This is a genomic window from Streptomyces sp. NPDC050287, assembly GCF_044459385.1.
In the GTDB taxonomy this organism is placed as follows: Bacteria; Actinomycetota; Actinomycetes; order Streptomycetales; family Streptomycetaceae; genus Streptomyces.
In genome coordinates this window covers 503,691-523,466 of the sequence record NZ_JBITIY010000002.1, presented here as the reverse complement: position 1 = coordinate 523,466, position 19,776 = coordinate 503,691, and the positions used below count along the sequence as shown (strand labels likewise).

Sequence of the window (19,776 nt, the reverse complement as noted above, 5' to 3'; positions counted from 1 at the left end):
CCCGGCGTCCATGCGGGTCTCTTCCTCATAACGCCAGGTACGCCTGCATCACTCACGCCGGTCTCAGGTGCACGATGTCCCCCGCCCCCACCGGCTCCTGCACGCCCTCCTGCGTGGCGATCACCAACCGGCCGTCACCGTCGACCGCCACCGCCTCCCCCACGATCGACCGGTCCCCCGGCAACTCGGCCCGGACCCTGCGCCCGAGGGTCGCGCAGCCCGCCGCGTACGTCTCCTGGAGGCCGCTGACGGTCGGGTCGCCGCCGGCCGCGCGCCAGCGCCCGTACCACTCCTCCAGGGACCGCAGGACGCCCCGCAGCAGCGGATCCCGGTCCGTGCTCACCGCTCCGGCCAGGGCCAGGGACCCCGCCTGGGGCACCGGCAGCTCGTCCGCGCGCAGGGTGACGTTGATGCCGACGCCGACGACGACCCCGTCGTCCCCGGCCCGCTCGGCCAGGATCCCGCCCGCCTTGCGTTCCTCCCCGCCAACGGTCACCAGCAGGTCGTTCGGCCACTTCAGGGCCGTATCGACACCGGCCGCCCGCGACAGGCCCGTGGCCACCGCCACCCCCGTCAGCAGCGGGAGCCAGCCCCAGCGGGCCACCGGCACCCCGGTCGGCTTCAGCAGGACGGAGAAGAACAGACCGGAGCGGGCCGGTGCCGTCCACTGGCGTTCCAGGCGGCCCCGCCCGGCGGACTGCTCCTCCGCGACCAGGACCGAGCCCTCGGCCGCCTTGCCGGCCGCTGCGAGAGCGACCAGGTCGGAGTTGGTGGAGCCGGTACGCTGCACCACCTCGACCCCGGACCACAGTCCGCCCTGCTGCACCAGCCCCCGCCGCAAAGCGGCGGCGTTAAGGGGTGGGCGGTCGAGGTCGGACCATCGGTCCGACCTCGGCTCGTGGGGCCCGTTGAACGGGTTTCCTTCTGCACCTGGTGGCGTAGTCATGCAACCCACCCTAGGTTTGACATCCTCCACCCCCCAGCGGAGGTGGATTCCAGCCCAGCGAAGGGCTGAGGTTCACGGGCGCTCGATCACTCTCGTGATGTCACCCCTCCGGCGTGTCCCGCCGTGACGCACTGATCGTACAGCCGGAAGGGGTGGGGAGTGTGGTAAACGCCGCACTGCCGAACGAGGGGCACCCCACTACTCTACGGATGAGTAACCGTCCCCCCTTTTGAGCAGGCAGGGAGCCACATCCCGATGTCCGAGCCGGAAGAGCGTCCAGAGGTCCCAGAGATCGCAGAAATCCCAGCGATTCCCGGGATCGACATCCACACGACCGCGGGCAAGCTCGCGGATCTCCAGCGCCGCATCGACGAGGCGACGCACGCCGGCTCGGCACGCGCCGTCGAGAAGCAGCACGCCAAGGGCAAGTTGACGGCGCGTGAGCGGATCGACCTGCTGCTCGACGAGGGGTCGTTCGTCGAGCTCGACGAGTTCGCCCGGCACCGCTCCACCAACTTCGGCCTGGAGACCAACCGCCCGTACGGGGACGGCGTCGTGACCGGGTACGGCACGGTCGACGGCCGCCCGGTGGCGGTCTTCTCCCAGGACTTCACCGTGTTCGGCGGGGCGCTGGGCGAGGTCTACGGCCAGAAGATCGTCAAGGTGATGGACTTCGCGCTGAAGACCGGCTGCCCGGTCATCGGCATCAACGACTCCGGCGGTGCCCGCATCCAGGAGGGCGTCGCCTCCCTGGGCGCGTACGGCGAGATCTTCCGCCGCAACACCCACGCCTCCGGGGTGATCCCGCAGATCAGCCTGGTCGTCGGCCCCTGCGCGGGCGGCGCGGTCTACTCCCCCGCGATCACCGACTTCACGGTCATGGTGGACCAGACCTCGCACATGTTCATCACCGGCCCGGACGTCATCAAGACGGTCACCGGCGAGGACGTCGGCTTCGAGGAACTCGGCGGCGCCCGCACCCACAACTCGACCTCCGGCGTGGCCCACCACATGGCCGGGGACGAGAAGGACGCGGTCGAGTACATCAAGCAGCTGCTGTCCTACCTGCCGTCCAACAACCTCAGCGAGGCCCCGGTCTTCGCGGAGGAGGCGGACCTCACCGTCACCGACGAGGACCGCGAGCTGGACACCCTGGTCCCGGACAGCGCGAACCAGCCGTACGACATGCACACGGTGATCGAGCACGTCCTGGACGACGCCGAGTTCTTCGAGACGCAGGCGCTGTTCGCGCCGAACATCCTCACCGGGTACGGCCGGGTCGAGGGCCATCCGGTCGGCATCGTCGCCAACCAGCCGATGCAGTACGCGGGCTGCCTCGACATCAAGGCGAGCGAGAAGGCCGCCCGCTTCGTGCGCACGTGCGACGCCTTCAACATCCCGGTGCTCACCTTCGTCGACGTCCCCGGCTTCCTGCCCGGCGTCGACCAGGAGCACGACGGCATCATCCGCCGCGGCGCCAAGCTGATCTACGCCTACGCCGAGGCCACGGTCCCGCTGATCACCGTCATCACCCGCAAGGCCTTCGGCGGCGCCTACGACGTCATGGGTTCCAAGCACCTGGGGGCCGACCTCAACCTGGCCTGGCCCACCGCCCAGATCGCCGTGATGGGCGCCCAGGGCGCGGTCAACATCCTGCACCGGCGCACCATCGCCGAGGCAGAGGCCGCCGGGAACCTGGAGGCGACCCGGGCCCGGGTCATCCAGGAGTACGAGGACGCCCTCCTCAACCCCTACATCGCGGCCGAGCGCGGCTACGTCGACGCCGTGATCATGCCGTCCGACACCCGTCGGCACGTCGTACGGGGCCTGCGTCAGCTGCGTACCAAGCGCGAGTCGCTGCCGCCCAAGAAGCACGGCAACATCCCCCTCTAGCCCGGCAGGGAGCCGTCATGAACATCAAGGTCGTACGAGGCAACCCGACCCCCGAGGAGCTGGCCGCCGCCCTGGCGGTGGTCCGCGCCCGCGCCGCGGCGGAGGCTTCCATACCGCCGGGCGCGACGCGAGACAGGGACTCCTGGTCCGACCCGGCAAGGGTCGCGAGCCACCGTCTGCCGCAGCCGGGCCCCACGTCATGGGCCCGCACCTATTGGCCGGGCTAGGCCCTGCCCACTTGGGGCGCGGTGCTGTGCTCGATACGCGGCTGTGCCGCACGGGCGCGAACAACCCCCACCGGCCCGCAGCCGAAAACGAACCGACTGCGGGCCGCGCAAGTTGAGTACGCGTACTCAGGCGCCGGCCGCCGAGCCGCCGCACGCTGGACACCATGCTGTGGTCCGACCCCGAGAACGAGCCGCCCAAGGAACTGCGCGACACGCAGGACATGTTGCGGCGGCTGGGCGTTCTCATGGCGCTGGCGATGGTGCTGGCGATGATCGTGATCGGACTGAGCTGAGCCCCGCCGGGCACCGCGCCGATACGCTGAACGCATGACTGATCAGCCACGCCGCCGACTCGTCCTCGCCTCCCAGTCCCCCGCCCGGCTCGGACTGCTGCGCCAGGCCGGACTGGACCCCGAGGTGATCGTGAGCGGCGTCGACGAGGACGCCGTCACCGCGCCGACGCCCGCCGACCTCGCTCTCGCCCTGGCCGAGGCGAAGGCCTCCGTCGTGGCGGCGAAGCCCGAGGTCAGGGGCGCCCTGGTGATCGGCTGTGACTCGGTGCTCGACCTGGAGGGCGAGGCGCTGGGCAAACCCGCCGACGCCGAGGAGGCGACGGCCCGGTGGAAGTCCATGCGCGGACGCGTCGGGACGCTCCAGACCGGGCACTGCGTCTACGACACGACCAGCGGACGGTACGCCTCAGCGACCGCCTCGACCGTCGTCCGTTTCGGCGAGCCGACCGACGAGGAGGTCGCCGCGTACGTCGCCTCGGGCGAGCCCCTCCACGTGGCCGGGGCGTTCACCCTGGACGGCCGTTCGGCCCCGTTCATCGACGGCATCGACGGCGACCACGGCAACGTGATCGGCATCAGCCTGCCGCTCGTGCGCCGGCTGCTGGCCCGACTGGGCGTCGGCATCACCGAGTTGTGGACGCCGCGGGAGAACTGATCAGGGCGTGCTGGGCGCCGGCGGCTGGGCGACCGGCGAGCCTCCGTCGCCCCTGCCGTCCGGAGAGGCACCGGAGGACGGCGGCGCGTCGGCCGGCGCGGGCGCGCCCGGGATGTCGTACGTCATCAGCAGCAGCACGATCAGGCCCAGCACCAGCACCATGAACACGAACGCCTGCCAGCCCGCCAGCCCCCACACGAAGGCGCCCAGCAGCCCGTGCACCACGGCCGCGCTGATCAGCAGGATGCGACCCAGGCCGACGGGCGAGCGGTCACGCAGGGCCACCAGCAGCGCGACCAGGGAGCACAGGGCGAAGTAGAGACCGAAGACGATCCCGCCGATCTTCGAGGACGTGGACATCACGTCCGGGTCGAGTCCGGCCAGGGACATGTCCTGGTTGTCGACGACGGTCCCGAGGAGCCAGTTCAGCGCGACCACGCCGAGCGCCTCCACGAAAAGTACGACCGTCACGGCCCACGCCACCGGCCTGCGCACCATCACCGGCCCACCCACCTTCGACTGCGGTCCGGGCAAGGCTGCCGTGACCTCACGTACGTTCGAGACACCGGGAACGCTACTAACCGGTAAACCCGGGGACAAGAGTCCGGTGGCGGGCAAAGAATCATTGGGCCATTCGTAGGGACTCCACAAAGAATCGGAGTGGGCCGCAGCACGCCACCACAGAGACCTTGACCACACAGGAGGGCTAGGGTTTCCCGGAGGAGTCCTGCGTTCCGTGGTGCGACAAGGGATTTCGCGGGTCGAGCGTGCCTCGTATAACGCTCCGTGTGGGCAAGCTCACCACAGGGGACGGGTCGAAGTGCCGTGTCGGCAGTCCCTAAACTCGGCTTGTTTCAAGGAGGGAGCCTCAATCGTGCGCAAGGTGCTCATCGCCAACCGTGGCGAAATCGCTGTCCGCGTTGCCCGGGCCTGCCGGGACGCCGGGATCGCGAGCGTGGCCGTCTACGCCGACCCGGACCGGGACGCTCTGCATGTCCGCGCCGCGGATGAGGCGTTCGCCCTGGGCGGTGACACTCCCGCGACCAGCTATCTCGACATCGAGAAGGTGCTGAACGCCGCGCGCGAGTCCGGCGCCGACGCCATCCATCCCGGCTACGGCTTCCTGTCCGAGAACGCCGAGTTCGCGCAGGCGGTCCTGGACGCGGGCCTGATCTGGATCGGCCCGCCCCCGCAGGCCATCCGCGACCTCGGCGACAAGGTCGCCGCCCGCCACATCGCCCAGCGCGCCGGAGCCCCCCTGGTGGCCGGCACGCCCGACCCGGTGAGCGGCTCCGACGAGGTCGTCGCCTTCGCCGAGCAGCACGGCCTGCCGATCGCGATCAAGGCCGCCTTCGGCGGCGGCGGCCGCGGTCTGAAGGTCGCCCGGACCCTTGAAGAGGTGCCCGAGCTGTACGACTCCGCGGTCCGCGAGGCGGTCGCCGCCTTCGGCCGGGGCGAGTGCTTCGTCGAGCGCTACCTCGACAAGCCCCGGCACGTGGAGACCCAGTGCCTGGCCGACAGCCACGGCAACGTGGTCGTCGTGTCCACCCGTGACTGCTCGCTCCAGCGCCGCCACCAGAAACTGGTCGAGGAGGCACCGGCGCCGTTCCTCTCCGACGAGCAGATGGCCCAGCTGTACTCCTCATCGAAGGCGATCCTCAAGGAGGCGGGCTACGTCGGCGCCGGCACCGTGGAGTTCCTCGTCGGCGCGGACGGCACCATCTCCTTCCTGGAGGTCAACACCCGCCTCCAGGTCGAGCACCCGGTCACCGAGGAGGTCGCCGGCATCGACCTCGTGCGCGAGATGTTCCGCATCGCCGACGGCGAGGAACTCGGCTACGGCGACCCCGAGCTGCGCGGCCACTCCTTCGAGTTCCGCATCAACGGCGAGGACCCGGGCCGGGGCTTCCTCCCGGCTCCCGGCACGGTCACCACGTTCGCCCCGCCGTCCGGCCCGGGCGTCCGCCTGGACGCGGGCGTCGAGTCCGGCAGCGTGATCGGCCCGGCGTGGGACTCCTTGCTGGCCAAGCTGATCGTGACGGGCCGCACCCGCAAGGAGGCCCTGGAGCGGGCCGCCCGCGCCCTGGAGGAGTTCCAGGTCGAGGGCATGGCCACCGCCATCCCCTTCCACCGCGCGGTCGTCACCGACCCCGCCTTCGCCCCCGAGCTCACCGGCTCGGCCGACCCGTTCACGGTCCACACCCGCTGGATCGAGACCGAGTTCGTCAACGAGATCAAGCCCTTCACCGCCCCCGCCGACGCCGAGGCGGAGGAGGAGACGGGCCGTGAGACGGTCATCGTCGAGGTCGGCGGCAAGCGCCTGGAGGTCTCCCTCCCGTCCTCGCTCGGCATGTCACTGGCCCGCACCGGCCTCGCCGCCGGGGCCAAGCCCAAGCGGCGCGCGGCCAAGAAGTCCGGCCCCGCGGCCTCCGGCGACACCCTTGCCTCCCCGATGCAGGGCACCATCGTCAAGATCGCCGTCGAGGAGGGCCAGGAGGTCAAGGAGGGCGACCTGATCGTCGTCCTCGAGGCGATGAAGATGGAGCAGCCGCTGAACGCGCACAAGTCCGGCACGATCAAGGGCTTGTCCGCGGACGTCGGCGCGTCGATCACCTCCGGCGCGGCGATCTGCGAGATCAAGGACTGACACCCGGGTACGTTCGACACGCCCGGCGGACTGGCTCCTTCACCGTCAGTCCGCCGGGCGACTCATTCCCCCGTCCGGCGTTCCCCGACAGGTGCGGCTCCTCCCCCACTCTCGGCTCGCTCGAGCGGATGCCCCCTTGGTGGACGCGACCAGCCACACACCACCCGCGCCCCATAGCGCGACCGGGCTCCGGGCGACCGATCTGCCCGGCCCCCTGCTGCCCTTCCGCGACGCCCCCCCGACGCCCCCAGCGCTCCTAACGCCGCCGGAGGTCCGCCACCCGGGCCCGTTCCGCGCCGGGAGGCTGCTCGCCGAGGACCGTGGCGGTGCGCAGCCCCGGTCCGCCGCCGGGGACCTGGCCGCGGCGCGGGCCCGGAAGGGGCACGTCCCGGCGCTGTTGCCGGCGCGCCGGGGCCTGATCACCCCCCGGGTTCTCCGACGCCCCGGTCACGGCGATCTGCACCCCCTGGTCGGCGAGTGCCTGGAGCTCGGTGGCCGCGCGGTCGTCGTGGGCGGGCGGTTCGTCCGTCACGAGGCGCGTGATGAGGTCGGTCGGCACGGTCTGGAACATGGTGTCGGTGCCGAGCTTGGTGTGGTCGGCGAGGACGACGACCTCGGCCGCGGCCTGCACCAGCGCCCGGTCCACGGACGCGGACAGCATGTTGGAGGTGGACAGCCCCCGCTCGGCGGTCAGCCCGCTCCCGGACAGGAAGGCCCGCGAGACCCGCAGCCCCTGGAGGGACTGTTCGGCACCGGAACCGACGAGGGCGTAGTTCGAACCGCGGAGCGTACCGCCGGTCATCACGACTTCCACCCGGTTGGCGTGGGCCAGCGCCTGAGCCACCAGCAGGGAGTTGGTGACGACGGTCAGCCCGGGTACCCGCGCGAGCCGACGGGCCAGCTCCTGCGTGGTGGTCCCCGCCCCGACCACGATGGCCTCGCCCTCTTCGACGAAGCTCGCGGCGAGATCGGCGATGGCCGTCTTCTCGGCGGTCGCGAGATGAGATTTCTGCGGAAAGCCGGACTCCCGCGTGAACCCGCCCGGCAATACCGCACCGCCATGCCGGCGGTCGAGGAGTCCTTCTGCCTCCAGTGCGCGCACGTCCCGCCGTACGGTCACTTCGGAGGTCTGGACGACGCGGGCGAGCTCACGGAGCGACACGGCCCCGTTCGCTCGCACCATTTCGAGGATCAATTGGCGACGTTCTGCAGCGAACACGAAACTGACAGTAACCCCAACGACCGTCTGGTTTCAGCAGTTTGCGCCGAATAACAGAAGTTGTTCGCACGGCAGTAGGGGGAGTGGTATAGGGACCATTCCCCCCGCCTATGCCGTACGCACGCTCGACAACTCGCTGTGACCAGCGGGGAATCGCTTCCGGCCGTCCGGCGGATCTCAGACCTCGTCGCCGGACTTCCGGGTGTGCAGCTGCCGTGCCACCTCCGCGATCGACCCCGAAAGGGAGGGGTACACGGTGAATGCGTTCGCGATCTGTTCGACCGTCAGATTGTTGTCGACGGCGATCGAGATGGGGTGGATCAGTTCCGAGGCCTTCGGCGCCACGACGACGCCGCCCACCACGATCCCGGTGCCGGGCCGGCAGAAGATCTTGACGAAGCCGTCCCGGATGCCCTGCATCTTCGCGCGCGGGTTGCGCAGCAGCGGCAGCTTCACCACGCGGGCGTCGATCTTGCCCTCGTCGACGTCGGACTGGCTGTAGCCGACGGTGGCGATCTCGGGGTCGGTGAAGACGTTGGACGAGACGGTCTTCAGGTTCAGCGGGGCCACCGCGTCGCCGAGGAAGTGGTACATGGCGATACGGCCCTGCATCGCCGCCACCGAGGCGAGCGCGAAGACACCGGTCACGTCACCGGCGGCGTACACGCCGGGAGCCGTGGTCCGCGACACCTTGTCGGTCCAGATGTGGCCCGACTCGCGCAGCTTGACCCCGGCCTCCTCCAGCCCCATCCCGGCGCTGTTCGGAATGGCGCCGACGGCCATCAGACAGTGCGAGCCGGTGATGACCCGCCCGTCGGCCAGCGTGACCTCGACCCGGTCGCCGACCCGCTTGGCGGACTGGGCCCGGGAGCGCGCCATGACGTTCATGCCGCGCCGCTTGAAGACGTCCTCCAGCACGACCGCGGCGTCCGGGTCCTCACCCGGCAGCACCCGGTCCCGCGAGGACACCAGCGTGACCTTCGACCCGAGCGCCTGGTACGCCCCGGCGAACTCGGCACCGGTGACACCGGACCCGACCACGATGAGCTCCTCGGGCAGCTCGGTCAGGTCGTACACCTGCGTCCAGTTGAGGATCCGCTCCCCGTCGGGCTGGGCGTCGGCCAGCTCACGCGGATGCCCGCCCGTGGCGATGAGCACCGCGTCCGCGACGAGCGTCTCCTCGCTCCCGTCGGCGGCGCGCACCACGACCTTCCGGGACCCGTCGAGTCCCTGCATGCCCTCCAGCCGGCCCCGCCCCCGCAGCACCCGGGCACCGGCCCGCGTCACCGAGGCGGTGATGTCGTGCGACTGGGCCAGCGCCAGCCGCTTCACCCGGCGGTTGACCTTCCCGAGATCGACGCCCACCACCCGGGCGGCCTGCTCCATGGGCGGGGTGTCGTCGGCGACGATGATCCCCAGTTCCTCGTACGACGAGTCGAAGGTGGTCATCACCTCGGCCGTGGCGATAAGGGTCTTCGACGGCACGCAGTCGGTCAGCACCGACGCCCCGCCCAGACCGTCGCAGTCGACGACGGTCACCTCCGCGCCGAGTTGGGCGGCCACCAGGGCCGCCTCGTATCCGCCGGGTCCGCCACCGATGATCACGATCCGAGTCACGTACTCCATTGTCCCGCACGTCCCGCCATGCCTCCGCCCCGGGGCCCCCGCCGCGGCCGCCACAGGTGCTCACGAGACCGCTGAGGCTCCCGAGGCCCCCTGCCGTACCCTTCGACCCATGTCGCTCTACGCCGCGTACGCCGGCAACCTCGACGCGCGGCTGATGACCCGCCGCGCCCCGCACTCGCCGCTGCGTGCGACGGGCTGGCTGAACGACTGGCGGCTGACCTTCGGCGGCGAGCACATGGGCTGGGAGGGCGCCCTCGCCACCATCGTCGAGGCCCCCGGCGCCCAGGTCTTCGTCGCGCTGTACGAGCTCGGCCCCCTGGACGAGGACTCGATGGACCGCTGGGAGGGCGTGGGCCTGGACATCTACCGCCGCATGCGGGTACGCGTCCACACCCTCGACGGCCAGGAACCGGCCTGGACGTACGTCCTCAACGCCTACGAGGGAGGCCTCCCCTCGGCCCGCTACCTGGGCGAGGTCGCCGACGCCGCGGAATCCGCGGGCGCCCCCCACGACTACGTCATGGAACTGCGCAAACGTCCCTGCTGAAGCCACCCGGCCGACCCCACCGGTTGGAAACGACAAGGCAACGATCGCCATCCCGCGCCCTCTGTCATCTACGCGCGTAGGCCCGAACCGGCTACCCTCATCCGCGTGAACGCATCTTTTCTTCCGGACGACCTCCAGGGCGACCCTCACGCCGCCGCCGACGCCGCCGCCGCGCGCCTGCGCGAACTGACCGGCGCCGAGACCCACGATGTCGCCCTCGTGATGGGCTCCGGCTGGGCACCGGCCGTGGACGCCCTCGGCGCTCCCGACGCCGAGTTCCAGGTCACCGAGCTGCCCGGTTTCCCGCCGCCGGCGGTCGAGGGCCACGGAGGCAAGATCCGCTCGTACACCATCGGCGACAAGCGCGCCCTGGTCTTCCTGGGCCGCACGCACTACTACGAGGGCCGTGGCGTGGCCGCCGTCGCCCACGGCGTCCGCACCGCCGTCGCCGCCGGCAGCAAGACGATCATCCTCACCAACGGCTGCGGCGGCCTCCGCGAAGGCATGCGCCCCGGTCAGCCGGTCCTGATCAGCGACCACATCAACCTCACCGCGACCAGCCCCATCATCGGCGCCAACTTCGTCGACCTCACCGACCTCTACTCCCCGCGCCTGCGTGCCCTGTGCAAGGAGGTCGACCCCACGCTGGAGGAGGGCGTCTACGCCCAGTTCCCCGGCCCGCACTACGAGACCCCGGCCGAGATCCGCATGGCCCGCGTCATCGGCGCGGACCTGGTGGGCATGTCGACGGTCCTGGAGGCCATCGCCGCACGCGAGGCGGGCGCCGAGGTCCTGGGCATCTCCCTGGTGACCAACCTGGCCGCCGGTATGACGGGCGAGCCCCTCAACCACGAGGAGGTCCTGCGGGCCGGCCGCGACAGCGCCACCCGGATGGGCTCCCTGCTGGCGCAGGTGCTCGGGCGGATCTGAGGATTGCCCAAGGGGTGCCGGGTGCTGTCGTCCGGCGGCTGCGGGCCCGTGGGGGCTGGTCGCGCAGTTCCCCGCGCCCCTAGGTGGGTGCGGTCACGCGTGCCACGATGGACCGTTGGCCGAGTACGGCGAGCAGGGGACAGGGTGGGGGGTGTCCGCCCGCAGCGGCCGGCGTCCGGCACCGAGCACCAGGCGTCCGGCACCGAGCACCACGTGAGGGACCGAGCCGCCGGACCGAGGACGGACACCCCCCCACCCGGCCCCGACCTACAACGCACGCGCACGCGCTGCACAAGCCCCCACCGGAGCCGCGCAGGCTGCCGCAGGCCTCAGGGGCGCGGGGAACTGCGCAAAACGCCCGCCCCCACCGAACCTGCACACAACGACAACGAGAGGCTGACCGAACCGTGCACGACGATCTCATCGCCCGGGCCAGGACCTGGCTCGCCGAGGACCCCGACCCGGACACCCGCGAAGAGCTCGCCAAGCTCATCGACGCCGAAGACGTCACCGAGCTCACCGCACGCTTCAGCGGCACCCTCCAGTTCGGCACCGCGGGTCTGCGCGGCGAACTGGGCGCCGGCCCGATGCGCATGAACCGCGCCGTCGTCATCCGCGCCGCCGCCGGCCTCGCCGCGTACCTCGACGCCAGGGGCCACCGCAACGGCCTCGTCGTCATCGGCTACGACGCCCGCCACAAGTCCGCCGACTTCGCCCGGGACACCGCCGCCGTCCTGACCGGCGCGGGCCTGCGTGCGGCCGTACTCCCCCGCCCGCTCCCCACCCCCGTCCTGGCGTTCGCCATACGGCACCTCGGCGCGGTCGCCGGCGTGGAGGTCACCGCCAGTCACAACCCGCCCCGCGACAACGGCTACAAGGTGTACCTCGGCGACGGCTCCCAGATCGTCCCCCCGGCGGACGCCGGGATCGCCGCCGAGATCGACGCGATCCGCACCCTGAACGACGTCCCCCGTCCCGACACCGGCTGGGACACCCTCGACGACAGCGTCCTCGACGCCTACCTCGCCCGCACGGACGCCGTCCTCGCCCCCGGCTCCCCCCGGACCGCCCGCACGGTGTACACGGCGATGCACGGCGTCGGAAAGGACGTCCTGCTCGCCGCCTTCGCCCGCGCGGGCTTCCCGGCCCCCGCTCTCGTCACCGAGCAGGCCGACCCCGACCCGGACTTCCCCACCGTCGCCTTCCCCAACCCGGAGGAGCCCGGCGCGACGGACCTGGCCTTCGCCAAGGCCCGCGAGACGAACCCGGACCTGATCATCGCCAACGACCCGGACGCGGACCGCCTGGCCGTCGCGGTCAAGGACAACAGCGACTGGCGCATGCTCCGCGGCGACGAGGTGGGTGCTCTCCTCGCCACCCACCTGGTCCACCGCGGAGCGCGGGGCACCTTCGCCGAGTCGATCGTCTCCTCCTCCCTCCTCGGCCGTATCGCCGGGAAGGCCGGCCTGCCCTACGAGGAGACCCTCACCGGCTTCAAGTGGATCGCCCGCGTGCAGGGCCTGCGTTACGGCTACGAGGAGGCCCTCGGCTACTGCGTGGACCCCGACGGCGTACGCGACAAGGACGGCGTCACGGCCGCCCTGCTGATCACGGAACTCGCCTCCACGCTCAAGGAAGAGGGCCGCACCCTCCTCGACCTCCTGGACGACATCGCGGTCGAACACGGCCTGCACGCCACGGACCAGCTCTCGGTGCGCGTGGAGGACCTGTCGCTCATCACCGACGCGATGCGGCGCCTGCGCGAGCAGCCCCCGGCCCGGCTCGCCGGTCTCACGGTCACCCGCGCCGAGGACCTCACCCAGGGCACGGACACACTCCCGCCCACCGACGGCCTGCGCTACACGCTCGACGGCGCCCGCGTCATCGTCCGCCCCAGCGGCACGGAGCCGAAGCTGAAGTGCTACCTGGAGGTGGTCGTCCCGGTCGCGGCACACGCGGACCTCCCGGCGGCACACGCGAAGGCGACGGACCTGCTCTCGGCGATCAAGCGGGACCTGTCCACCGCGGCAGGGATCTGACCGCCGTCGCCAGTCCGCAGCACGGGCGCCTGCCGACGATCACTCACGACGGCAGGCCTCCCGGACACCGACCGGCCTCCACACGCCGGGAGGATTCCAGCGCACACCGACGGAGCCCGACCGCACACCGGCAGAGCTCCAGCACACGCCGACAGAGCCCGACCGCACACCGGCAGAGCTCCACCGCACGCCGACAGAGCCCCACCCCCACCCGCCGAAAACGTCAGACCGCCAGCAAGACCGCCAACAGCACCGCACCCGCCCCGGCCGGCGCCAGGATCTCGTAGGCCCACCGCACCACGACCTCACCCTGCGCCGACTTCTCCGCCCCCCGCGCCTCCAGCACCTCGCGCAGGTCATCCATGACCTGGTCGCTCTCCGCCCGCACGGGCCCGTCCGGCACCGCGCCCCGGCTCCCGGACAGGCCTCCACGTGCCCCGCCGAGCCCGCCACCTCGCGGGCCCCCGCCCCCGAACATCCCGCCCTCCTGTGCGCTGCGCCGGGCCTCCCGCCGCGCCGCCTTGTTGCGGGCCCGCAGCGAGACGGGCACGGCCCACAGCTGGAACTTCGCGCCGGTCTTGGTGAGGACCTCGTTCGAGTAGCCGGAGCGCAGATCGTCGATCTGACCCCAGGGCAGCACGATGATCCGGAACGGGTTGCGGATACGCAGCCGGTCGTCGCCCACGTACACCGCGGGCCGCAGCGTGAAGGCGATCACCAGCGGCACCACGAGCAGCAGCGCGGCAAGCGCCCGCCACGGCGTGCTGCCCTTCCCGGCGACGATCGCGTCGATGCCGAGCCAGCAGGCGATGGCGAGCAGCAGAACCCCGCCGGCGATGCCCGCGGCGGACCGGTGGACGCGGTCGTCGTACTGGGGTACCGGCGGCTGCGGCGCGGGTGGCTGGGGCTCCGGGGTCGTCATGACTCCGATTCTGCCCGACGCCCCGGCGACCCCCGCACCCGACGCCACCCCGCCCCCTCGCACCCCCAAGCCGACCCACACCCGCACGCCGACCGCCACCCGGTGCCCGGCCCGGTCCCCCCGATACCCGACCCACCCTGTACAGCCGCTACGCGCGTAGATATGCTCGTCTGGTGACCATGCCCACCACTGCACCGAACGCAGCTCACGCACTGGCCGACGTCACCGCGTCAGACAGCACGCTGCGCAGCCACCTGCACGGACTGCCCGGCGTCGACGCGGTCGGCCTGGAGGCGCGCGCCGCCTCGCTCGGCACCCGTTCCATCAAGACGACCGCGAAGGCGTACGCCATCGACCTCGCCATCTCGATGGTCGACCTGACGACGCTGGAAGGCGCGGACACCCCGGGCAAGGTCCGGGCGCTCGGCGCCAAGGCGGTCCGCCCCGACCCGACCGACCGGACGGCCCCCTCGACCGCGGCCGTCTGCGTCTACCCCGACATGGTGGCCACCGCCAAGCAGGCCGTCGCCGGCTCCGACGTCAAGGTCGCCTCGGTGGCCACCGCGTTCCCGGCGGGCCGGGCCCCGCTCAGTGTGAAACTGGCGGACGTCCGCGAGGCCGTCGCGGCCGGCGCCGACGAGATCGACATGGTCATCGACCGCGGCGCGTTCCTCGCGGGCAAGTACCTGAAGGTCTACGACGAGATCGTCGCCGTGAAAGAGGCCTGCGGCACCGACGCCCGCCTCAAGGTCATCTTCGAGACGGGCGAGCTGTCGACGTACGACAACATCCGCCGAGCGAGCTGGCTCGGGATGCTGGCCGGGGCGGACTTCATCAAGACGTCGACCGGCAAGGTGGCGGTGAACGCCACACCCGCGAACACCCTGCTCATGCTGGAGGCGGTGCGCGACTTCCGGGCGCAGACCGGGGTACAGGTGGGGGTGAAGCCGGCCGGCGGCATCCGCACCTCCAAGGACGCCATCAAGTTCCTGGTCCTGGTCAACGAGACCGCCGGCGAGGACTGGCTGGACAACCACTGGTTCCGCTTCGGCGCCTCCTCGCTCCTGAACGACCTGCTGATGCAGCGTCAGAAGCTGGCCACCGGCCGCTACTCCGGCCCCGACTACGTGACGGTGGACTGATCATCATGGCATCGGCATTCGATTACGCACCCGCACCCGAGTCCCGCGCGATCGTCGACATCGCCCCCTCGTACGGGCTGTTCATCGACGGCGAGTTCACGGAGGCGGCGGACGGCAAGGTCTTCAAGACGGTCTCGCCGAGCACCGAGGAAGTGCTGTCCGAGGTCGCCCAGGCCGGCGCCGAGGACGTCGACCGGGCGGTCAGGGCGGCCCGGAAGGCCTTCGGGAAGTGGTCCGCGCTGCCCGGCTCCGAGCGCGCGAAGTACCTCTTCCGCATCGCCCGGATCATCCAGGAGCGCAGCCGCGAACTGGCCGTCCTGGAGACCCTGGACAACGGCAAGCCCATCAAAGAGACCCGCGACGCCGACCTGCCCCTGGTCGCCGCGCACTTCTTCTACTACGCGGGCTGGGCCGACAAGCTCGACCACGCCGGTTTCGGCGCCGGCCCCCGGCCGCTCGGCGTCGCGGGCCAGGTCATCCCCTGGAACTTCCCGCTCCTGATGCTGGCGTGGAAGATCGCCCCGGCGCTCGCGACCGGCAACACGGTCGTTCTGAAGCCCGCCGAGACGACGCCCCTGTCCGCCCTCTTCTTCGCGGACATCTGCCGCCAGGCGGGCCTGCCCAGGGGTGTCGTCAACATCCTTCCGGGATACGGCGACACGGGCGCCGCGCTCGTCGCGCACCCGGACGTGAACAAGGTCGCCTTCACCGGTTCCACGGCCGTCGGCAAGGAGATCGCGAGGACCGTCGCCGGCACCCGCAAGAAGCTGACCCTCGAACTCGGCGGCAAGGGCGCCAACATCGTCTTCGACGACGCCCCGATCGACCAGGCCGTCGAGGGCATCGTCGACGGCATCTTCTTCAACCAGGGCCAGGTCTGTTGCGCGGGCTCCCGCCTGCTGGTCCAGGAGTCGATCGAGGACGAGCTGCTGGACTCCCTCAAGCGCCGCCTGTCCACTCTCCGTCTCGGCGACCCGCTGGACAAGAACACGGACATCGGCGCGATCAACTCCGAGGAGCAGCTCACCCGCATCACCTCGCTCGTCGAGCAGGGCGAGGCGGAGGGCGCCGAGCGCTGGTCCCCGGCGTGCGAACTCCCTTCCTCCGGTTACTGGTTCGCCCCGACGCTCTTCACCAAGGTCACCCAGGCGCACACCGTCGCCCGCGACGAGATCTTCGGCCCGGTCCTGTCGGTCCTCACCTTCCGCACCCCGGACGAGGCCGTCGCCAAGGCCAACAACACCCCGTACGGCCTGTCGGCGGGCATCTGGACGGAGAAGGGGTCGCGGATCCTCGCCGTCGCCAGCAAGCTCCGCGCGGGCGTCGTCTGGTCCAACACGTTCAACAAGTTCGACCCGACCTCGCCGTTCGGCGGGTACAAGGAGTCGGGCTTCGGCCGCGAGGGCGGCCGCCACGGCCTGGAGGCGTACCTCGATGTCTGAGAAGACCGACAAGACCGAGCAGCAGCGACTCAGCGTCTTCAAGACCTACAAGCTGTACGTCGGCGGGAAGTTCCCGCGTTCCGAGAGCGGCCGGGTGTACGAGGTGACCGACGCACAGGGCAAGTGGCTGGCGAACGCGCCCCTCTCCTCCCGCAAGGACGCCCGTGACGCGGTCGTCGCCGCGCGCAAGGCGTTCGGCGGCTGGTCCGGGGCCACGGCGTACAACCGGGGCCAGGTCCTCTACCGCGTCGCGGAGATGCTGGAGGGCCGCAAGGGCCAGTTCGTCCACGAGGTCGCCGATGCCGAGGGCCTGTCGAAGTCCAAGGCGGCCGCGGTCGTGGAGGCGAGCATCGACCGCTGGGTCTGGTACGCGGGCTGGACCGACAAGATCGCCCAGGTGATCGGCGGCGGCAACCCGGTCGCCGGCCCCTTCTTCAACCTGTCCTCCCCGGAACCGACGGGTGTCGTCGCGGTCCTGGCCCCGCAGGAGTCGTCGTTCCTGGGCCTGGTCTCGGTGATCGCCCCGGTGATCGCGACCGGCAACACGGCGGTCGTGGTGGCCTCCGAGCGGTCCCCCCTCCCGGCCCTCTCCCTCGGCGAGGTCCTCGCCACCTCCGACGTCCCCGGAGGTGTCGTCAACGTTCTCTCCGGCCGTACGGCCGAGATCGCCACCCCGCTGGCGGCACACCAGGACGTGAACGCGATCGACCTGGCGGGCGCCGACGAGGTTCTGGCCAAGGACCTGGAGATCGCGGCGGCCGACAACCTGAAGCGCGTCCTGCGTCCACAGCCTGTGGACGACTGGTCGGCGACACCCGGCATCGACCGCATGACGGCGTTCCTGGAGACGAAGACGGTCTGGCACCCGACGGGCGCCCTGGGCGCGTCCGGCTCCTCGTACTGACGGACCCGATACCGAGTACTGAGGACCCGACACCGAGGCGGTCGACGCGACGGCGCGACGGCCCTGAAGCCGCGTCACCTCTCCGTCCGGGGCGGCGCGGCTTCCTCCGTGTGCGCCGGCCTCAGCCGCCCAGCGCCTTCACCGCCTCCCCCAGCACCGGAATCGCACCGATCGACCGCGCCTGCGCGACCGGTCCGGTGAGCGCCTGCGAGGTCAGCGGCTTGAAGTCGCCCACCTGGGTGCCGACGCCGTTGTCGAGGGGGGCGACGCCGGTGCCGGCGAGCGGGTTGGGCTTGAGGCCGGTCACCGGGCCGGTGACGTGGCCGACCATGCGCCCTGCCAACTTCGCCGGCACAGGGTAATCGAGCTGACACGAACGGTAGTTGAAGTGTGACGCGCGCTTCAAAGCCGACCCGTGGGGTCGGCAGGGCGTACGGGATGCGTCAAACTGGTGTCCCGTGAGCATCCTTCCCCCTCCGTCCGCCCGTGTCGTGCTGCTCTGCGGCCCCTCGGGCTCGGGCAAGTCCCTCGTCGCCGCCCGCTCCGGGCTTCCCGTGCTGCGCCTCGACGACTTCTACAAGGAGGGCGACGACCCGACGCTGCCACTGGTCGCGGGGAGCTCCGACATCGACTGGGACCACCCGGACTCCTGGGACGCGGACGTGGCGCTCGCCGCGATCATGGACCTGTGCCGCACGGGCCGCACGAAGGTCCCCGTCTACGACATCGCGCTCAGCGCCCGTACCGGCGAGGAGTCGGTCGACGTGGGGCGGACCCCGCTGTTCATCGCGGAAGGCATCTTCGCCGCCGAGATCATCACGCGCTGCCGTGAACTGGGCGTGCTGGCCGACGCGCTGTGCCTGAGCCGCGGCCCGGTGAAGACCTTCCGCCGGCGCTTTCTGCGGGACCTGAGGGAAGGCCGCAAGTCGGTGCCGTTCCTGCTGCGCCGCGGCTGGCGCCTGATGCGCGCGGAGCGTTCCATCGTGACCCGCCAGACGGCGCTGGGCGCGTACGCCTGCGACAAGGACGAGGCCCTGACCCGCCTGGCCACGGCCGCGACGGGCCCCCGCCCGGCGACGACCCCGGCCGCCTGAGCGAGTTCGGCCCCTTCGCCGTCGTAGGACCGCAAGACCGTGAACCGGTCCGCGCGAAAGGAACGTGAACCGGTCCCCGCGAAAGGAATGCAGGCGCCCGGCGCACACCAAAGCGGGACTGGACGGACCCCCCGGCCCTCCAGTCCCGCTCCTGGTGCTTCCCCCGTTGGTCCCCCGCGACCCCCGTTGCCCCCCAGTTACTGCTCCCCCGTACCTACTGCTCCCCCCACCCTCAGGCGACAAGCTCCCCGAAGGCGTTCTGCTCGTCACGGTCGAAGCTGAGGACCTCGTCCTCGCGCAGCCGGCGGAGCGACCGCCAGATGCTGGACTTCACCGTGCCGACACTGATGTCGAGGATCTCCGCGATCTCCGGGTCCGTGCGGCCCTCGTAGTAGCGCAGGACCAGCATGGTGCGCTGGAGTTCGGGCAACCGGGCCAGCGCCTGCCACAGGACCGCGCGCAGTTCGGTGCCGCGCATCGCGTCCGTGTCGCCGGGCGTCTCCGGCAGTTCCTCGGTCGGGTACTCGTTCAGCTTGCGGCGACGCCACGCGCTGATGTGCAGGTTGGTCATGGTGCGGCGGAGGTATCCGCCGACCGCCGCCTTGTCGCTGATCCGGTCCCACGCCTTGTACGTCGAGAACAACGCGCTCTGCAGCAGGTCCTCGGCCTCGAAGCGGTCGCCGGTCAGGTGGTAGGCGGTTGCGTACAGGGAGGCGCGGCGCTCCTGGACGTAGGCGGTGAACTCCACCTCCGACAGCGAGCGACGCTCCCCCGAGCCCTCCCCGTACGCCGTTCCCCCGTGCGTTTCCCCCGTGTGTGCGTCAACCACCGTCATGTACCCGGTGTGCTGACGCCCGGCACCGCGAGCGCACCCCCGCCCGCTCACAACACCGGACTTCTCAGAACCCCGGCCCCCGTTCACGTCGTGGAGCCGCGTGATCACTGCGCTAGTGCTGGTGCTGTGCAGCGTGTTCATCTCGCGCCCCCCGTCGTGGACTTCCCCGGTGTTCCGCCGTGCTTCCTTGCCTGTGCCGAAAAGCTTGCCGGGGCCACTTCATCGCCGTGTCCGCCGACTGTCACAGACCTGTCACAGGCCCCCTGAGGGGTCGCTCCCGGGCACGGACACGACCCCGTCCAGCCCGCCGTCGGTCACCCACGGACAGGAGCGCCGAAGGCCCGGGAAAATACAGGTGGCTACCGGTATTCCTCCAGGTGTCGCAGCCCCGCCCCGCCATGGGTCAGAATGACCC

18 protein-coding genes and 1 pseudogene are annotated in these 19,776 nt (G+C 71.2%); 12 read left to right on the top strand and 7 right to left on the bottom strand.

Going from position 1 to position 19,776, the window contains the following annotated elements:
• Window positions 1-52: 52 nt before the first annotated feature.
• Window positions 53-946: a biotin--[acetyl-CoA-carboxylase] ligase gene (locus tag ACIBK3_RS07700; protein ID WP_399362901.1), complete on the bottom strand. Its 894-nt coding sequence runs from the start codon at window positions 944-946 to the stop codon at window positions 53-55.
• 255 nt (window positions 947-1,201) lie between these two features.
• On the opposite strand from ACIBK3_RS07700, the gene ACIBK3_RS07695 reads away from it, so the two are divergent.
• From ACIBK3_RS07695 to ACIBK3_RS07680, 4 genes are all read left to right on the top strand, one after another.
• Window positions 1,202-2,839: an acyl-CoA carboxylase subunit beta gene (locus ACIBK3_RS07695; RefSeq protein ID WP_399362899.1), complete on the top strand. Its 1,638-nt coding sequence runs from the start codon at window positions 1,202-1,204 to the stop codon at window positions 2,837-2,839.
• 17 nt (window positions 2,840-2,856) lie between these two features.
• The gene (locus tag ACIBK3_RS07690) at window positions 2,857-3,066 is read left to right on the top strand and encodes an acyl-CoA carboxylase epsilon subunit (RefSeq protein ID WP_399362897.1); all 210 of its coding nucleotides are present in this window, start codon (window positions 2,857-2,859) and stop codon (window positions 3,064-3,066) included.
• A 164-nt stretch (window positions 3,067-3,230) separates the two neighbouring features.
• The gene (gene mmpB / locus ACIBK3_RS07685; protein ID WP_107056570.1) at window positions 3,231-3,359 is read left to right on the top strand and encodes a morphogenic membrane protein MmpB; all 129 of its coding nucleotides are present in this window, start codon (window positions 3,231-3,233) and stop codon (window positions 3,357-3,359) included.
• 34 nt (window positions 3,360-3,393) lie between these two features.
• A complete protein-coding gene (locus tag ACIBK3_RS07680; protein WP_399362895.1) occupies window positions 3,394-4,014 on the top strand; it encodes a Maf family protein in 621 nt (206 codons plus the stop codon).
• Here ACIBK3_RS07680 and ACIBK3_RS07675 read toward each other — a convergent pair whose 3' ends face one another.
• Window positions 4,015-4,512 carry a hypothetical protein gene (locus tag ACIBK3_RS07675; RefSeq protein WP_399362893.1) on the bottom strand — a complete coding sequence of 166 codons (498 nt, stop codon included), beginning with the start codon at window positions 4,510-4,512 and terminating at the stop codon, window positions 4,015-4,017.
• Between the two features lie 376 nt (window positions 4,513-4,888).
• On the opposite strand from ACIBK3_RS07675, the gene ACIBK3_RS07670 reads away from it, so the two are divergent.
• Window positions 4,889-6,661, top strand: coding sequence for an acetyl/propionyl/methylcrotonyl-CoA carboxylase subunit alpha (locus tag ACIBK3_RS07670; RefSeq protein WP_399362891.1), 1,773 nt, complete (start codon window positions 4,889-4,891; stop codon window positions 6,659-6,661).
• A 256-nt stretch (window positions 6,662-6,917) separates the two neighbouring features.
• Here the strand turns inward: ACIBK3_RS07670 and ACIBK3_RS07665 are convergent, their stop codons facing one another.
• Window positions 6,918-7,880, bottom strand: a complete 963-nt coding sequence (locus ACIBK3_RS07665) for a DeoR/GlpR family DNA-binding transcription regulator (protein WP_399362889.1) — start codon at window positions 7,878-7,880, stop codon at window positions 6,918-6,920.
• Window positions 7,881-8,057: 177 nt separating this feature from the next.
• Complete coding sequence (locus ACIBK3_RS07660; protein ID WP_399362887.1) at window positions 8,058-9,506, bottom strand: NAD(P)H-quinone dehydrogenase; 1,449 nt, start codon at window positions 9,504-9,506, stop codon at window positions 8,058-8,060.
• Between the two features lie 109 nt (window positions 9,507-9,615).
• Between ACIBK3_RS07660 and ACIBK3_RS07655 the strand changes: the two genes are divergently transcribed.
• From ACIBK3_RS07655 to ACIBK3_RS07645, 3 genes are all read left to right on the top strand, one after another.
• Window positions 9,616-10,053 (top strand): gamma-glutamylcyclotransferase, encoded by a 438-nt coding sequence (locus ACIBK3_RS07655; RefSeq protein WP_030682781.1) that lies wholly within the window; start codon window positions 9,616-9,618, stop codon window positions 10,051-10,053.
• A 105-nt stretch (window positions 10,054-10,158) separates the two neighbouring features.
• Window positions 10,159-10,983: a purine-nucleoside phosphorylase gene (locus ACIBK3_RS07650; protein WP_399362885.1), complete on the top strand. Its 825-nt coding sequence runs from the start codon at window positions 10,159-10,161 to the stop codon at window positions 10,981-10,983.
• 407 nt (window positions 10,984-11,390) lie between these two features.
• Window positions 11,391-13,022: a phospho-sugar mutase gene (locus ACIBK3_RS07645; protein WP_399362883.1), complete on the top strand. Its 1,632-nt coding sequence runs from the start codon at window positions 11,391-11,393 to the stop codon at window positions 13,020-13,022.
• Window positions 13,023-13,245: 223 nt separating this feature from the next.
• Here ACIBK3_RS07645 and ACIBK3_RS07640 read toward each other — a convergent pair whose 3' ends face one another.
• Window positions 13,246-13,944, bottom strand: a complete 699-nt coding sequence (locus ACIBK3_RS07640) for a PH domain-containing protein (RefSeq protein WP_399362881.1) — start codon at window positions 13,942-13,944, stop codon at window positions 13,246-13,248.
• 179 nt (window positions 13,945-14,123) lie between these two features.
• Here ACIBK3_RS07640 and deoC point away from each other — a divergent pair, with 179 nt between their 5' ends.
• From deoC to ACIBK3_RS07625, 3 genes are read left to right on the top strand one after another with little or no spacing between them, the layout of a single operon-like run.
• The gene (gene deoC / locus ACIBK3_RS07635) at window positions 14,124-15,086 is read left to right on the top strand and encodes a deoxyribose-phosphate aldolase (RefSeq protein ID WP_399363959.1); all 963 of its coding nucleotides are present in this window, start codon (window positions 14,124-14,126) and stop codon (window positions 15,084-15,086) included.
• Between the two features lie 5 nt (window positions 15,087-15,091).
• On the top strand, window positions 15,092-16,528 hold the full coding sequence (locus ACIBK3_RS07630) for an aldehyde dehydrogenase family protein (protein WP_399362879.1): 1,437 nt from the start codon (window positions 15,092-15,094) through the stop codon (window positions 16,526-16,528).
• A complete protein-coding gene (locus ACIBK3_RS07625) occupies window positions 16,521-17,432 on the top strand; it encodes an aldehyde dehydrogenase family protein (protein WP_399362877.1) in 912 nt (303 codons plus the stop codon). Before ACIBK3_RS07630 ends, ACIBK3_RS07625 begins: the two co-directional genes overlap by 8 nt.
• 121 nt (window positions 17,433-17,553) lie before the next feature.
• On the opposite strand, the pseudogene ACIBK3_RS07620 reads toward ACIBK3_RS07625, so the two are convergent.
• A pseudogene (locus ACIBK3_RS07620) lies at window positions 17,554-17,760 on the bottom strand (hypothetical protein); the annotation flags it as partial.
• A gap of 130 nt (window positions 17,761-17,890) precedes the next feature.
• Between ACIBK3_RS07620 and ACIBK3_RS07615 the strand changes: the two are divergent.
• Window positions 17,891-18,526, top strand: a complete 636-nt coding sequence (locus tag ACIBK3_RS07615; RefSeq protein ID WP_399362875.1) for a uridine kinase — start codon at window positions 17,891-17,893, stop codon at window positions 18,524-18,526.
• Window positions 18,527-18,758: 232 nt separating this feature from the next.
• On the opposite strand, the gene ACIBK3_RS07610 is transcribed toward ACIBK3_RS07615, so the two are convergent.
• Window positions 18,759-19,502 (bottom strand): SigE family RNA polymerase sigma factor, encoded by a 744-nt coding sequence (locus tag ACIBK3_RS07610; protein WP_399362873.1) that lies wholly within the window; start codon window positions 19,500-19,502, stop codon window positions 18,759-18,761.
• Between the last annotated feature and the right edge of the window lie 274 nt (window positions 19,503-19,776).